Annotated in this window: 10 protein-coding genes and 1 pseudogene; 3 read left to right on the top strand and 8 right to left on the bottom strand. The window is 74.6% G+C overall.

Going from position 1 to position 15017, the window contains the following annotated elements; translation table 11 throughout:
* Both OEY_RS0108865 and OEY_RS0108860 read right to left on the bottom strand, forming a co-directional pair.
* A partial coding sequence (locus OEY_RS0108865) for an ROK family protein (protein ID WP_010593528.1) occupies window positions 1–832 on the bottom strand: 832 nt, incomplete at its 3' end.
* The gene (locus OEY_RS0108860; RefSeq protein ID WP_029539964.1) at window positions 832–1587 is read right to left on the bottom strand and encodes a class I SAM-dependent methyltransferase; all 756 of its coding nucleotides are present in this window, start codon (window positions 1585–1587) and stop codon (window positions 832–834) included. The genes OEY_RS0108860 and OEY_RS0108865, both read right to left, overlap by 1 nt.
* A 155-nt stretch (window positions 1588–1742) precedes the next feature.
* Here OEY_RS0108860 and OEY_RS0108855 point away from each other — a divergent pair, with 155 nt between their 5' ends.
* Window positions 1743–2978 (top strand): glycosyltransferase family 4 protein, encoded by a 1236-nt coding sequence (locus tag OEY_RS0108855; protein WP_010593526.1) that lies wholly within the window; start codon window positions 1743–1745, stop codon window positions 2976–2978.
* Here the strand turns inward: OEY_RS0108855 and OEY_RS28230 are convergent.
* Window positions 2883–4640, bottom strand: a complete 1758-nt coding sequence (locus tag OEY_RS28230) for a hypothetical protein (RefSeq protein ID WP_043805014.1) — start codon at window positions 4638–4640, stop codon at window positions 2883–2885. The genes OEY_RS0108855 and OEY_RS28230 overlap by 96 nt on opposite strands.
* An 89-nt stretch (window positions 4641–4729) precedes the next feature.
* On the opposite strand from OEY_RS28230, the gene OEY_RS0108845 reads away from it, so the two are divergent.
* Entirely contained in the window at window positions 4730–5956 is a 1227-nt protein-coding gene (locus OEY_RS0108845) for a polysaccharide biosynthesis protein (RefSeq protein WP_029539963.1), read from the top strand.
* 124 nt (window positions 5957–6080) lie between these two features.
* Here the strand turns inward: OEY_RS0108845 and OEY_RS0108840 are convergent, their stop codons facing one another.
* Entirely contained in the window at window positions 6081–7301 is a 1221-nt protein-coding gene (locus tag OEY_RS0108840; RefSeq protein ID WP_029539962.1) for a DUF3068 domain-containing protein, read from the bottom strand.
* Between the two features lie 191 nt (window positions 7302–7492).
* Between OEY_RS0108840 and OEY_RS0108835 the strand changes: the two genes are divergently transcribed.
* A complete protein-coding gene (locus OEY_RS0108835; RefSeq protein ID WP_010593522.1) occupies window positions 7493–8662 on the top strand; it encodes an acyltransferase family protein in 1170 nt (389 codons plus the stop codon).
* Here the strand turns inward: OEY_RS0108835 and OEY_RS0108830 are convergent.
* From OEY_RS0108830 to OEY_RS0108820, 4 genes and pseudogenes are all read right to left on the bottom strand, one after another.
* Window positions 8598–12803: an alpha-(1->3)-arabinofuranosyltransferase domain-containing protein gene (locus OEY_RS0108830; protein WP_010593521.1), complete on the bottom strand. Its 4206-nt coding sequence runs from the start codon at window positions 12801–12803 to the stop codon at window positions 8598–8600. The two genes, OEY_RS0108835 and OEY_RS0108830, sit on opposite strands and share 65 nt — an antisense overlap.
* Before the next feature lie 112 nt (window positions 12804–12915).
* A pseudogene (locus OEY_RS29755) lies at window positions 12916–13086 on the bottom strand (DUF2613 domain-containing protein); the annotation flags it as partial.
* Between the two features lie 149 nt (window positions 13087–13235).
* Window positions 13236–14318 (bottom strand): isochorismate synthase, encoded by a 1083-nt coding sequence (locus OEY_RS0108825; RefSeq protein ID WP_010593520.1) that lies wholly within the window; start codon window positions 14316–14318, stop codon window positions 13236–13238.
* Window positions 14319–14362: 44 nt separating this feature from the next.
* Window positions 14363–14830 carry a universal stress protein gene (locus OEY_RS0108820; protein WP_010593519.1) on the bottom strand — a complete coding sequence of 156 codons (468 nt, stop codon included), beginning with the start codon at window positions 14828–14830 and terminating at the stop codon, window positions 14363–14365.
* Between the last annotated feature and the right edge of the window lie 187 nt (window positions 14831–15017).

The raw sequence follows: 15017 nt of genomic DNA, 5'->3' as shown, positions 1-15017 counted from the left end.
CCCGCGCGGGGGGGAGCCGCAGCCCGGACAGGAACGGCAGCCGGGCGTGCCGGGCCGCGGCCGCGCGCATCGGCCGCCACAGCGGCGCGCCGGCCTGCGCGAATCCCCCGCCGACCACGACGAGGTCCACGTCGACCAGCGCCGCGGCCGACGCGATCACCTCCCCCAGGGCCGTCCCCGCCCGTCCCAGCGCCGCCACCGCGACAGGATCGCCCGCCCCCGCGTCGCGGGCCAGCGCCGCACCGTCGGCACCGGACCAGCCGTGCCCCCGCGCCCACCGCACCGCGGCGGGCCCGCTCGCCACGGTCTCCACGCACCCGGCGCCCCCGCACGCACAGGCCTCGGTACCCGCGCCCGACACCATGTGCCCGATGTGGCCCGCGTTGCCGGTCCGGCCCCCGGCGATCCGGCCGCCCAGCACCAGACCACCGCCGATGCCGGTCGAGACCACCACACCGACGAGGTCGGCCGTACCCCGGCCCGCCCCGAGCCGGTGCTCGGCCAGCGCGGCCGCGGCCCCGTCGACCGCGAGCCGCACCCCCGCGCGCGGGAACAGTCCGCGCACGGCGTCGGCCAGATCGAAGCCGCGCGCCCATTCGTCGATGTTGATCGGCGCCACCGAGCCGGCGCCGGTGTCGACCGGGCCGGCACTGGCGATCCCGACGGCGGTCACCTCGTCCCCCGCGGCGACCTGCCGCAGCAGCTGCGCGCACGCCGCCCACACCCCGTGCACGGGCGTCGGCACCGTCCGCGGTGGGTCGAGCGTGCCGTCGGCGCGAACGCGGGCGGCGGCCATCTTGGTGCCGCCGACGTCGAGGGCGAGCGCGACCATCAGCGCCGGCGCAGCACGAGCACCAGGTTGCTGACCAGGAACTCCCGTAGCGCGGGGACCCGAACCAGCCACCACGCCCAGTGCGGGTGGTACCGGGGGAACGCGGCCAGCAGCTCCCCGTGCGGCGTCGACCGTGCCCAGTGCAGCCCGTCGCGGCAGCCCACCTCGAACAACGAGACCCCGTACCGGTTCTTCGGTTCCCGGCCGTGCCGGCGGGCGTACCGCCGGGCCGCGTACTCACCGCCGAACGCGTGCCACGGGCCGGTCTCGTGCCCCCCGAACGGACCCCACCACAGCGTGTACGACAGCACCGTCAGCCCGCCCGGCCGCGTCACCCGCAGCATCTCCTCGGCCATCACCCACGGCTGCGCCACGTGCTCGGCGACGTTCGACGAGAAGCACACGTCCACCGACCCCGTGCGCAGCGGCAGCGCGAGGCCCGAGCCGCGGACCGACCCGCCCACGGCGAGGCCGGCCGCGTGCATCTCCGACGGATCCGGCTCGACCGGCACGTAGCGGGCACCCGCCGCGCCGAACACCTCCGCGAAGTATCCCGGTCCGCCCCCGACGTCGACGACGGTCGTGCCGGTGAGGTCCCGGTCGGTCAGGTCCGCGTACAGGTCACCGATCAGGTCGACGGTGTCGCGCGCGAGCGCCCCGTAGAACAGCTCGGGTGCGGACTGCTCGTGCCGGAAGTCGCCGAGCAGCCCGACGGACCGGCGCAGGGTGGCGCGCCGGGCGAAGGTGCGGGCCACCGGGGGAACGGGCAGGGTCGGAACAACCACGAGGAGCAACCATAGCGGCCCCCGCACTGCACTACCCGCCGGTAACCCTCCACCGCGGGTGCCCCTGCACCCGTTAGTGTGTTCCGGGATACATCCGTCGACGACGAACCACAGGGGGTCGCCACGTGCGCGAGGTTCTGTTGCTGTGCTGGCGCGATACCGGGCACCCCCAGGGCGGAGGCAGCGAACGGTACCTCGAGCAGGTCGGAGCCCAGCTCGCCGCGCGCGGCATCCGCGTCACCCTCCGCACCGCCGCCTACCCCGGTGCCCCCCGCCGCGACGAGATCGACGGCGTCACCGTCAGCCGCGGCGGCGGACGGCTCACCGTCTATCCCCGGGCCCTCGCCGCGATCGCCGCCGGTCGTCTCGGCGTCGGCCCGCTGCGTCACCTCCGGCCCGACGCCGTGATCGACACCCAGAACGGCATCCCGTTCTTCTCCCGGCTCGTCGCCGGGGCGCCCGTGACCGTGCTCGTGCACCACTGCCACCGCGAGCAGTGGCCCGTCGCCGGGCGCGTCATGGCCGCCCTGGGCTGGTGGATCGAGTCCACGCTGTCGCCGCGCGTGCACCGCGACGACCAGTACCTGACCGTGTCGCTGCCGTCCGCCGACGAGCTGATGGCCCTCGGGGTCGGCCGCGACCGCATCGCCGTCGTGCGCAACGGTGCCGACGCCGTCCCCGCCGGCGTCGAACCCGGCGACGAACACACCCGCACCGCGCACCCCACCGTGTGCGTGCTGTCGCGGCTCGTACCGCACAAGCAGATCGAGGACGCCCTCGTCGCCGTCGCCGCGCTGCGCGACCGCGTCCCCGGCCTGCACCTCGACGTCATCGGCGGCGGCTGGTGGGAGCGGAACCTGCGCGCAGCCGCCGCGGACCTCGGCATCACCGACGCCGTCACCTTCCACGGCCACGTCGCCGAGGACCGCAAGCACGAACTGCTCGCCCGGTCCTGGGTGCACGTGATGCCGTCCCGCAAGGAGGGGTGGGGGCTCGCCGTGGTCGAGGCCGCCCAGCACGGTGTGCCCACGATCGGCTACCGCAGTTCCAGGGGCCTGACCGACTCGATCATCGACGGCGTCACCGGCGTGCTCGTCGACTCCCCGGACGAGCTCACCGGTGCCGTGGCCGACCTGCTCGCCGACGCCGACCGCCGCCGCACCCTCGGCGGCAAGGCCCGGGTGCGCGCCGCCGAGTTCTCCTGGTCCGCGACCGGCGACGGGGTGCACGAGGTGCTCGCCGCGACGGCCGCGGGCCGCCGCGTCTCAGGACTGTTCCCGCGCCCGGCGCAGGCCGCCGTCGTGCTCGCGGCGCCGGACGCGCCGTCGCAGGACCAGCAGGCCCACGAGCCCGCCTGCTGACACCGCCGCCCACAGCGCGTGCGCGGCGATCGCCGCCGTCCGGTCGTCCGACCGGGTCCCGGCGACCCCGCGCACCCGGTACAGCGACAGCGCGGCGTCGGTGACCACCGGCTCGAGCTGCTCGAGCGTGCGGGCCGAGTCGCCGAGATCCCCGGGCGTGCCGTGCTCGACGAGCACCCACCCCACGCCGTGGGCCGCGAGGTCGGCCGGCGCCGCGCCCGCCAGCAGCAGGCGTTCCACCTCCGCGGCCCCCCGGCCCTCGCCGGCGACGGTGCCGCCGGCGACGATCAGCTCCCCGGACTGCAGCACGTCGGCGCGCAGCATCCGGGGGGCCGGATCGAGAACCGGTGCGGCGCCACTGAACTCGAATCGCCGGAACATACCCGCCGGCAGCACCGCCACATCGCCGTCGCCGGGCGGCACCGTCGCCGCGACCCGCTGCCACGCGTCCGGATACTGCACCGGGCGTACGCGCCCGCCCACGCCCCACGCCAGGTCCGGAAGGGCCAGCAGCACCGCCAGCGCGGTCGCCGTGGCCCAGACGCCGGCCCGCCCGCCGAAACGCGTCCGCAACGTGCCGACCCCCGCCGCGGCGGCCAGCGCGTACAGCGGCACCGCCCAGGCCACCCACTTCTGCGTGTCGCGCAGCAGACCCGCACCCGGGACGTGCACCATCGCCCACTCCCCGGCCCGCAGCCCCGGCCCCGTCGCCGCGAGGGCGGGACCGAGCACCGCGACCGCGGCCAGCGCCGTCAGCACGCCGAGCACCGGGTTGCGCCGTCGCCGCCACAGCGCCGGCACCCCGCACACCACCACCAGCAGCAGCGCCGCAGTACCGACCAGCGCCCACACCGTCGTCCGCGACGCGGGCACCGCGTCGGCGTTCCAGATGCCGCCGAGCCCCGCCACGCTGCCGAGCGTGCCCAGCGCGGGCTCGGCCCGTGCCGCGAAGGCGCGCACCCCCGCCGGATCCGATCCGTCGCCCGCGCCGCCGGAGACGGCCGTCGCCACCAGCCACGGCGCCGCCACCGCACCCGCCAGCGCCACCGCGCCGGCCAGCCGCGGCACCCGCCGGGACCGCCCGCCCGGGGGCGCGAGCACGGCCAGCGCCGTCCCCGACGCCAGCAGCGCACCCGTCGGGGTCAGGCCCGCCACGCCCAGGCACACCGCCAGCGACGGCCACCCGGAGCGGTCGCCCCGCCGCACCGCCACGGCGGCCACCACCGTCCACGGCAGCGCCGCGTAGCCCACCAGCAGGCTCCAGTGCCCCTGCAGCAGCCGCTCCGCCACGTACGGGTTCCACACGCCCACCGTCGCCGCCACCAGCCGGGCCGGCAGCCCGGCCGTCGGCAACAGCACCGCCACCAGCCGGGCGCTGCCCCAGCCGGCCGCCCACAGGGCGCCGGTGAGCAACGCCGTCACCACCAGGCCGCCGTCCGCCACCGAACTCGCCGCCGCCAGCAACGCGTCCTGCGGGACGGCCCGCGCCGCGGCATCGGTCAGACCCAGCGCCGAGTCCGTCGGGAACGACCGCGGGGTGCTCACCGCGTCGCGCAACAGCAGGTAGCCGGGGGAGGTGAGCAGCGGCCCGAGCATCACGGCCGCCAGCGCGAGGCTGTAGAGGGCCGGGACAGCGGGACGCAGCGACACCGGCCTGGGCATGGCCGCACAATACCCATCTCGCGCCGGTGTCCCGCGCCTCGTCGCCCGCACCCGCCGCGTGCAACCATGGTCCGATGCCGCGACCTGAGATGCCGCGCCCGGCCACCGGAACCGCCGTCGCCGGGATGACAATGGTGACCGTCGGTGCCATGACCGCCAACCTGGCGTCCTATCTGCTGCACCTGCCGGCGGCCCAGTGGCTCGGACCCGCGGGATACGGGGAGTTCGCCAGTCTGCTGGCCGCCCAGCTGGTCCTGGCGGTGCCGGCGCTCGCCCTGCAGACCGTCGTCGCCCGGGAGACCGTGCGCGGTGCCGGCACCGCGGCCCTGCGCCGTCTCGGCTATCGCTGCGCCGGCCTCGCCGGGTTCGTCGCGCTCGCCGTCGTGCCCCTCGTCGCGTGGGCCCTCGACACCAGCGTCGCCGGTGCCCTCGGCTCGCTCGTCACCGCACCCCTGCTCGTGCTGCTCGCCACCGAACAGGGGCTGCTGCAGGGCCGGGGACGGTTCGGCGCGCTCAGCGTCGTCCTCGCCGCGGCCGGCGTGGCGAAGGTCGTGCCCGCCGTCGCGGTGCTCGCCGTCGGCGGCGGACCGGGGGCGGCCCTGTTCGCCGGCGCGGTCGGCACCGGGTTCGTCGCGGCCGCGGCCGCCACGCTCGTGTCGCGCACCCCGGCGGGGCCCGGATCCGGGACCGCCCCGGCGGTCGGCGTGCTCGCGGTGCTGCGCGCTTCCCAGGTGCAGCTGGCGCTGATCGCCCTGACGTCGCTGGATCTGCTGCTCGCCCGCACCGTCCTCGACCCGCAGGACGCGGGATTGTATGCGCTCGGCGCCGTCGCGACGAAAGTCGCGTTCTGGCTGCCGCAGGCGGTCGGGGTGGTGCTGTACCCGCGGATGGCCGACCCCGCCCAGTCCGCGGCCGCGGTCCGCTCGGCCCTGACCGTCCTCGTCGGGATCGGTGCGGCGCTCGTCGCGGGCGCAGCCGTGGGCGCGCCGCTCGTGCCGCTGCTCGTCGGTGACGCCTACGCCCCGGTGCAGTCGCTGCTGTGGCTGTTCGCCCTGCAGGGCGCGTGCCTGGCGGTCCTGCAGGGCGCACTGCTGTCCGCGATCGCGGGCGAACGCACCCACCTCGCGGCCGTCGCGTGGGTCGGTCTCGCGGTGGAGGCTGCCCTCATGCTCACCGTCGCCACCACCACGAGGCAGTTCGTGCTCGTCGCTGTGGCCGTCGCGGCGACGACGGCCGCGGTGGTCTCCGTCCTCGCCGTGCGCGCCGCCCGCACCGTCGGGCCGGATACGCGGCCCGCCCCGTCGGGCCGAATGTGACATCGGTTCGATCCAACCGACGCGATGTCACATTCGGTCACACGCCGACGCCCTCCCGATCGGGAGTCCACACGCCGATGCCCCTCCCGATCGGGAGGGGCATCGGCCGGGTACCTACTGCTACCTACTGCTGCGGCGGTTCCTTGCGCAGGTCGGTGCGCGGGATCTCCTGCGTCTGGTCGGTGGTCCAGTCCCGCTGCTGCGGGGGAGCGTCCGTGCGGGGGATCTCCTCGGTGCGGTCGCTGGTCCAGTCGCGCTGGGCCGGGGCGGCGTGGGCCGGTCCGGCCGGTGCGGTCGGGCCGCCCGTCGCGGCGACGGGACGGCCGGTGCGGCCGCTGCCGCCGCGCAGGCCGAGCACGATGCCGGCGATCAGCGCGAGCAGGCCGAGGATGCCGAGGATGATCGGCACGGTGCGACCGAACAGGTTCAGGGTGTCGATACCGTTCTTGGCCTGTTCCACCTGGAACTCGATGGTGTCCTCGTTGAACGGCAGGGACACCTGCAGCACCGTCACCTCGGGACGGCTCGCCTCGCGGGCGTAGTACTGGTACTGCTGCTCCTGGCCCTTGATGACGACGCCGGTCTCCGGCTCGACCCACAGGTCACGGACGTTGGTGTACCAGCGGGTCATGGTCACCGGCGTCTCGCCGCCCTCGACGCCCCACGTCGAGGCGGGCAGGCTCAGCTTGTAGGTCGGCACCGACGGATCGACCGCGGACAGGTCGACGGGCTCGATCTCGTGCCGGAAGTGGTAGACCTTGACGCCGTTGATCTCGGTCTCGTCGATGTAGTCGATCGGGTAGGTCTCGCGCGCATTGAGGTCGAAGTACGGGTAGGACTTCTGCTCGGTGCCGAACGGGAAGCGGTACTGCAGACCGTCGCGGTTCGGGATCTCCGTCGGCGGAGCCGTGGCCGAGGTCTGGATGGTGCTGACCGCGTCCGGGTTCTCCTCCTTGGTGACCGGCATGCCGCTGACCCGGTCCACCGTGACCCGGTCGACGGTGGCGGAGACCAGACCCGTGTCGCCCTGCATGTCCAGGCGACGGACCGTCTGGCCCGCCTGCAGGGTCATGATGTCCGCATTCGACGGGTCCTCGACGGTGACGAACCGCTGCGCCACGATCGGCACGTCGGTGTCGACCTGCGCCCGCCCCGACAGCAGCGCCCGCGCGTTGAGGATGTCGCCGGTGCCCTCGGCGACCGTGGTCACCTCGAGGTCCAGCGGCGTCTTGGCGAGTTTGCCGACGGTATACGTCGGGATCAGTATTGCCGCGACGATGAGGAAGGCGCCGAGGCCCACCAATGCCAATGCCAGTTTCCGGCCCGAGCCCGAACGCTCAGCCATGCTGTGTCTCCTCACTCAACGGTTCCATCGAGTACCCCCACCGGCAGCCGGTCTGCACGGATCGCCTGGCATCCGGCTCGCGAATACCACGTGAGCCCAGACACTAACAGGGCATCCGCCCGGCGCGCGCCACCGTTCGGACTCGAGATCCCGGCTTCCCCGCCCCGAAGCGACCGGGCAGACTGTCGTCGATGACCAGCAGTGCCCCGCCCACCGCCTCGGCTCCCGCCGTCTCCGGCTTCCTGCCGGCGCTCGAGGGCATGCGCGGATTCGCGGCCGTCGGCGTCCTGATCACGCACGTGGCATTCCAGACCGGCGCCGTGCACGACCCGGTGCTCGGCCGCATCTGGGGGCGGTTCGACCTCGCCGTCGCCCTGTTCTTCGCGCTGTCGGGCTTCCTGCTGTGGCGGCCGCACGCGGCGGCCGCGCGTGGTCTCGGGGCCGCGCCGACCACCGGGCGCTACCTGCTGTCCCGGGCCACCCGCATCCTGCCTGCCTACTGGGTGGTGGTGTGCATCGTGCTGCTCCTGCTGCCCGAGGCGGGCGGCGGGTGGCGGCTGTGGCTCGCGAACCTGACCCTCGTGCAGGTGTTCGTGCCGCTGAGTCTCACCGAGGGGCTCACCCAGATGTGGAGCCTGTCGGTGGAGGTGGCCTTCTACCTGCTGCTGCCGCTGTTCGCCGCGGCGCTCGCCGGTCTGCGTGGCGCACGGGCCCGGTTCCGCGTCCCGCTGTTGCTCGCCCTGAGTGCGCTGTCGCTGGTGTGGGCGTGGCTGCCGGTTCCCACCCCGGACCACATCAACCACGACAACTGGCTGCCCGGCTATCTGCCGTGGTTCGCCGCCGGCATGGTGCTCGCGGAGCTCGTGACGGGCGAGCGGACCTGGGTGCACCGCCTCGCGGCGCACCGGGTGCTCATGGCGGTGGTCGCCGTGGCCGCGTTCGCGCTGTCCACCACGGCCCTCGGCGGGCCGGAAGGACTCGTGAAGATCGATCCGTGGCAGTACAACGGCAAGATCCTGCTCGGCGCCCTCATGAGCTTCGCACTGCTGGCGCCCCTCGTCCTGGCGCCGCGCGCCGAGCACCGCATCCTGGCGAGCGGTCCGGCGCTGACCGTGGGCCGATGGTCGTACGGCATCTTCATCTGGCACCTGGCCGTGCTGTCCATCGTCTTCCCGGTCTTCGGTCTCATCCCGTTCCAGGGCGACTTCTGGTTCGTGCTCACGGTGACTCTGGTGCTGAGCATCGCCGTCGCGTCGGTCAGCTACGCCCTCGTCGAGGAACCGGTGCGCCGGGAGGTCAGGCGCCGTCAGAGCCGCGTCGCCTCCACCGCAGAACGCGTCGCAGATTCCGCCGCGCCCTGACCGAGACCGGCAGCGCCGCGATTCCCAGCGCGACGAGCCCGCACAGCGCGGCGAACTGGACGGCGACCGAGTGCCCGACGTAGCCGTCCGGCGCCCGCCACGGCCCGGTGGACAGCAACGCCATCGCCGTCATGGTGGCGCATCCGGTCACGACGACCAGCGTGCGGGCAGCCACGTCGCGGCCCCAGCGGGCGCCCACCGCCACGATCGCCGCTGCCGCCACGACCGTCGTCGCCGCGCCCACCGCGCCGGCCGCGAGGACCGCGACGGCCAGCACGCCGGCGAAGCCGACGGTGGTACTGCCCCAGACCCGGGGCGACGGCCCCGGATCGGCGACGGGGCGCCGGCGCGGCCACGCCGCGAGCGCGAACAGCGGCAGCAGCAGGAGCAGGCCGCCGAAGATGCCGAGGCGATACCACCGGTCGGTGGCGAATTCGAGGGTCACGGTGCCGCCGGTCCCGGCGGGCACGACCCAGCCCTGCTGCCAGCCGTCGACCACCACGGGTGTCAGTTCGGTGCCGTCCGCGGCCGTGGCGACCCAGCCGACGTTGGTGCTCTCCGGCACGACGACGAGCCGGTCCCGTTCGGACGCGGGCACCTCGAGCTCGCGCAGGTTCTCCGTCCAGGTGCCGACGGCGAGTTCGGTGGGTTCGGCTGCCGGCGGGCTCGCGGCGCCGGGAACCGGGAGCCGCAGCGTCCCGACGGTGAACGCCTGGCCCGGGTCGATCTCGACGTCGACGCGCCCGGCGGGCAGCGGCGCGACGGTCTCGTCGCACAAGGTGGCCGGCACCTCGACACCGGCGGCGAGGTCCGCGACGGTCGCGGTGACCGAGGTCCGGTAGCTGCGTCCGTCGACGGTGAGCACGGGCCCGGTGTCGCAGCCGACCGTGACCTGCCGGTCGTACACCGGATCCTGCGGACCGATCGGACCGTCCGGGCCGAGGACGGTCACCTCCGCCAGACCCGGCGGGACGACCTTCGCGAAGCCGAGCACCGTCTGGTCCAGCACGTCCTCCCAGCCGACCAGGCCGAGCACCACCCGATCCGTCACGTGTGGTTCGAGATCAATTGTCGTCGTTGATGATTCGACGTCGCGCACCTGCGGTCCGCTGCCGAGGTCGACGGCGACGCGGGTCGGGCGCGCCGGCAGCGGTCCCAGGCCCGCGGTCACCTCCAGGCCGGTCACCAGCTGCGGGGACGGCAGGTCGAGCGTGACGGTCGGTCGCGGCGCGCCGGGGCGCACCGACTCCTCCGACGCCGTCCACGTGGTGCGCGGATCACCGTCGGTCGCGGCGAACGCGGAGCCCTGCAGGTCGACGACGTCGGCGGCGCCGCGGGCGACCACCCGGTCCGGCAGCGCGGCGATCTCGGCGAGGGCCGGGCCGGGCCGGGCCCGCACCCACGGTTGCGGCGTCACCGACGTCGCGTCGGGCACCGACAGGGTGCGGGTGAAGAGGTTCGGCTCCTCGGCTGCGACGGCCAGACCCCGCGCACACCGCACCCGATCGGGGGTGTCGACGCAGCCGCCGCGGCCGGGCAGTTCCTGACCGAGATTCCAGCCCCGCACCGTCGCCCCGGCGACGACGTCCGGCAGCACGATCCGCTGCCGGATGTCGACCGGCCGGGGGTTGTCGCGGTCGGTGAAGTCGTCCACCGCCACCTCGGTCAGCCCGAACTGGTTGCCCACCGACCCGTCCTCGGTGCGGGTGGAGGTGATCCGGATCCAGGTCGTCCGTCCGAGCGGCAGCGCCACGGTCTGTTCGCGGCCGGGTTTCTCGACGCGCACGGCCGTGCTGCCGCGGTCGGTGGTCACCTCGAGCCATTTCACCGCGGGGCCGAGCGCGCCGGGGCTGGTGCTCAACCGCAGCAGCCCGGCCTCGAGGGGCCGGTCCAGGTCGAGCTGCAGCCACTGGCCGACCGCGGACTCGAGGCCGTTGCTGTGCCAGCCGGTGGTGGGATCGCCGTCGACGGTGGCCGCCGGTCCGCTGCCCACGGAGGTGCCGCCGAGCTGGGTGGCGTCGGACGCGGAGCTGGACACACTGATCCGGGCGCCCTCCCATTCGGCATGCACGAGGTCGGTGTCCGGCACCGGATAGTCCGGTACGAGGTTGTAGGTGCGCCGCGGGTCGCCGGCGGCACGGATCGCCGAGCTGTGGTGGTCGACCTGGCCGTAGTCGGTCTCACGGGCGGTGGGGGTGTCGGTGACGAGGACGTCGTCGACGGGCAGACCCGCGCGGTTCGCGTCGGCGGCGAGCAGGGCGGGGCCGGTGCTGCCCGGCTCGGCGTCGTCGAGGCGCAGCAGGGCCTCGGGGCCGCCCTGCACCCGGGGCACGTCGGCCGCGTCCACCGCGTACGGCCCGACCGGAGCGCCGGGCAGGTCCACGCGGTAGATCTCGACCGCCGGGTACGCCGGCCGCAGGTCGGAGTCGGCGGTGAAGCCCTCCTCGAAGTTCCGGGTGATCTCGTTGCCGAACTCCGCGACCCGGACCAGCCCGGGGGAACCCTCGATCGCCCGGTGCACGAGCACCGGCCGCGCCGACGGCGACGTCTCCGGGTCGAGGTCGTTGCGGATCACCACGTACCCGATGCCCTGACCGCGCAGCGTCGCCGCCAGCCCCGGGGTGGGCCGGCCGTCGGCGATGTGCCGCTGCACCGAGTCCAGGGCCCGGATCGCGCCCGGCGGCACGAGGGGCACGGCGTCGCGGGAGGCCCACGGCGTCGACGCGAGCGCCTGGAGGGGCTCGTCGCGGGTCAGGCCCCAGATCTGGCTGCCGAAGGGGGCGCCCGGCACGATCAGCGCGCGTTCCCCACGGGTGTGCTCGTCGAGCCACGCGGCGGTCTCGTGCCAGTATCCGGGCACCGCATCGTAGGCACCGCGCGGGGCGAGCCGGCCGGTCCACGCGAGCGACGTCGCGAGGGTCAGCGCCACGAGGATCAGGGTGGCGAACGCGACCATGGGCTGCCGCTCGGGATGCGCGAACGCGGTCCGGGCCTGCCGCCACGGCACCGCGCCGGGCAGCGGCACCCGGCGCAGCAGATGCGCGAGCCCGAGCACGAGCGGCAACCGCACCAGCGGCTCGAGCTTGTGCACGTTGCGCAGCGGGGCGCCGGTCGAATCCAGGAAGTGCCGGACCTGCTCGGCGATCGGCGAGCCGAGGTCACCGACGTACCCGGCGGCCAGCCCGGCGATGCCGGCGAACAGGATCAGCGTCCACCGCCCCCGGGCGGGCATCGAACGCATCGCCAGTCCCGCCAGGCCCGCGGCCGCGAGCAGACCGGTGACGAGGACCGCCGCGGGCTGGGTGACCAGCACCGCGCCGGCGATGCGCTCGGGGGAGACGAACGGGGTCCAGCTGTCGGTGCCGCGCAGCACCTCCGCCAGCGAGGTCCACTGCGTGGTCACCCCGGACGATTCGATGTAGTCCAGGAACGGCGGGCTGACGCGGCCGAGCAGCAGCAGCGGCACGATCCACCACAGCACCGCGACGACGCAGGCCGGGATCCACCACAGCGTGAACCGCCACCATCGCCGGTTCGGGCGGTGTGCCAGCCACCACAGCCCGGCGACGAGGCACGCGGCGACGGTGGCGACGGCGTTGATCGCACCCATGAGCGCGACGGCGACGGCGGACTGCGCTGCCGCTCGTCGAGCGGAATACGGCGCTGCCGCTCGTCGAGCGGAATACGACCCGTCGCCGTCGAGGTAGCGCACGAGCGGCAGCAGCACCCACGGCGCCAGCATCATCGGCAGCGTCTCCGACGAGATGGATCCCAGGGTGGTCAGCACGCGGGGGGAGAGCGCGAACGCCGCCGCGGCGATCAGCCGGGAACCACGGTTACCGACGCCGAGCGCCTCCGCGAGCCGCACCACGCCCCAGAACCCGGCGAGCAGCAGCAGCGCCCACCACACCCGCTGGGTGATCCACGGGGGGATGTGCAGGAGCTGGCCGACGGCGAAGAAGGAACCGTGCGGGAAGAAGTAGCCGTACGCCTGGTTCTGTACCTGGCCGAGCGGCGCGATGCTGCTCCACTGGTGGGCGGCGCGGGTGAGGAACCCGAGGGGATTCTGGGTCAGGTCGTACTTGGTGTCGGCGACGATCAGGCCGGGGGCCTGCGCGAACGCCAGCAGCAGCGACACCACGGCGGCCCCGTACAACCACCGCCTGGAGAAGGGGTCGGCGGACGGTGCCCCACCGGGGTGGGGTGCCGTGCCGTGGGAAGTGCGTGAACTCGTCGCGTGGACGGCGCCGCCAGCGGCTGCCGTACTCAACCTGGTTCAGCAGGGAGGAATCGGCGTTGCCGCTGCGGTCGACCTGCGGGCGGGTGTTCTCCTGAACCGCCGCCGTGACGCCGAACACCGCCACGGCGCCGAGGACGGCACCGATCGCCGCGCTGGCCAGGCCCGGGCCCACGAACTTCGCCATACCCATCTCCCCATCGTCCATCGTCGGCTCCCGTGTGAGCCGACATCCGTCGCGCGCGCCCGTCGCCGGATCCGAACCGGCGTCGTCGCGCTCCGCGTCAAGGTATCACCCGCACGGGGACAACTGTGGCGTGCTCCACTCGTGGCGGCCTAGAGGCCGAGCACGCCGAGCAGTGTGCGCAGCTTCGCGGTGGTCTCGTCGAGTTCGGCCTGCGGATCGGATGCCGCGACGATGCCCCCGCCGCCCCACGCGAGGGCACGCCTGCCGTCGGCGCTGAGTTCGGCGCAGCGGATCGCCACCAGCCAGTCCCCGTCGCCGTTCGCGTCGCACCACCCCACCGCTCCGCCGTAGAAGCGACGGTCGCCCTCCGTGCCGCGGATCGCGGCGAGCGCGGCCTCGGTGGGAGTGCCGGCCACGGCCGGGGTCGGGTGCAGCGCCGCGGCCAGGGTCAGGACGTCCGTCCCGGGATCGCGCAGGGTGCCGGTGATCGGGGTGGCCAGGTGCCACACGTCGCTCGTCGCGGTCAGCACGGGCGTGCCGGGGATCTGCAGGTCACCGCAGAGCGGGGCCAGGCGGGCGCGGATCCACTCGATGACGAAGGCGTGCTCGGCGAGGTTCTTCGCCGAGGCGAGCAACTGGCGGCCCGCCTCCCGGTCGGCGTCCGGGTCGGCGCACCGCGCGGCGGTGCCGGCGAGCGGACGGCACGTGACGGCGTCGCCGCGACGGCTGACCAGCAGCTCGGGCGTCGCACCGACCAGGGTGTGGCCGCGGTACCGCTCGCCGGCGGCGCTCAGATCCACCGCGTAGACGTGCGCGGTGGGGTGGCGTTCGGCCATCCGGGCCGCGAGGGCGAGCGGGTCGACAGGGGTGTTCGCGACGAGCGTGACCGAGCGGGCGGCGACGACCTTGTCGAGTTCGCCGCGGCCGAGCCGGTCGCGCAGTGCAGCGACCCGCGCGACGTGTTGCTCCGGCGCCGGGGTCTGCGCGGCGATCCGCACCGTGGGCAGGCCGGGCAGGGCGTCCGGCGGCTGCCACGCCGCGCCGGTCACCTCGGCGGTTTCGGGCTGGGTCAACGCGGCCGGACGCTCGGGATCGAACGGCAGCGCGCCCACGATCAGGTCGGCCTCACCGCGGCGCAACGCGAGGGAGGCCTCGGCGATGTCGGTGAACCGGCGGCGCGTCCCGGTGGTGTGCACGGTGCGATCGGCGCGGGAGAGCAGGAAACCGTCCATGGTGGGTCGACGATATCCTCGCCCGCGTGCGGTTCGCGCCGCGGCTAGCGTCCCGGCGGGACGATCAGCACGGGCCGGTGGCTGTGCCGCAGCACATGGTCGGCCACCGAGGACTGCAGCAGCGAGCGCAGGCCGGTGGTGCCGCGGGTGCCGGTGACGATGATGTCGACGTTCAGCTCGTCGGCGGCCTCGACGATGGCGGTCCACACGGCACTGACCACCTCGAGGGTGCGGCCCTCCGCGGCGAGGCCGGCGGAGCGGGCCAGGTCGAGTCCCTCCGCGTTGATCACCTTCGCGTCGGTGAGGGCGACGTCCTCGGTCTCCTCGTCGGGGACCCACTCCGGCTGCATCACCCCCGACAGCCCGGACATGCGGGCGGCCTGACGGACCATCGGTTCCCAGGCCGTGACGACGACGGCGCGGCACGAGGCGAGGAATCTCCCCGCATATTCCACGGCCCGCTTGGCGTTCTCGGAGCCGTCGTAGGCGATGAGGATGAGATCTGCGGGCATCACGAATCCCTGCTGTCGTGGCGGTCCTTGGGGGACACTTTACCGGCCGCCGTGGGCCGTGGGGACCACCCGCCGCCGCGGGTCGTGGGGACCACCCGCCGCCGCGGGTCGTGGGGACCACCCGCCGCCGCGGGTCGTGGGGACCACCCGCCGCCGCGGGTCGTGGGGACCACCCGCCGCCGTGGGC

Source organism: Rhodococcus sp. P14 (assembly GCF_000256505.1).
Classification (GTDB): domain Bacteria; phylum Actinomycetota; class Actinomycetes; order Mycobacteriales; family Mycobacteriaceae; genus Rhodococcus; species Rhodococcus ruber.
This window is presented reverse-complemented; position numbering and strand designations above follow the sequence as displayed.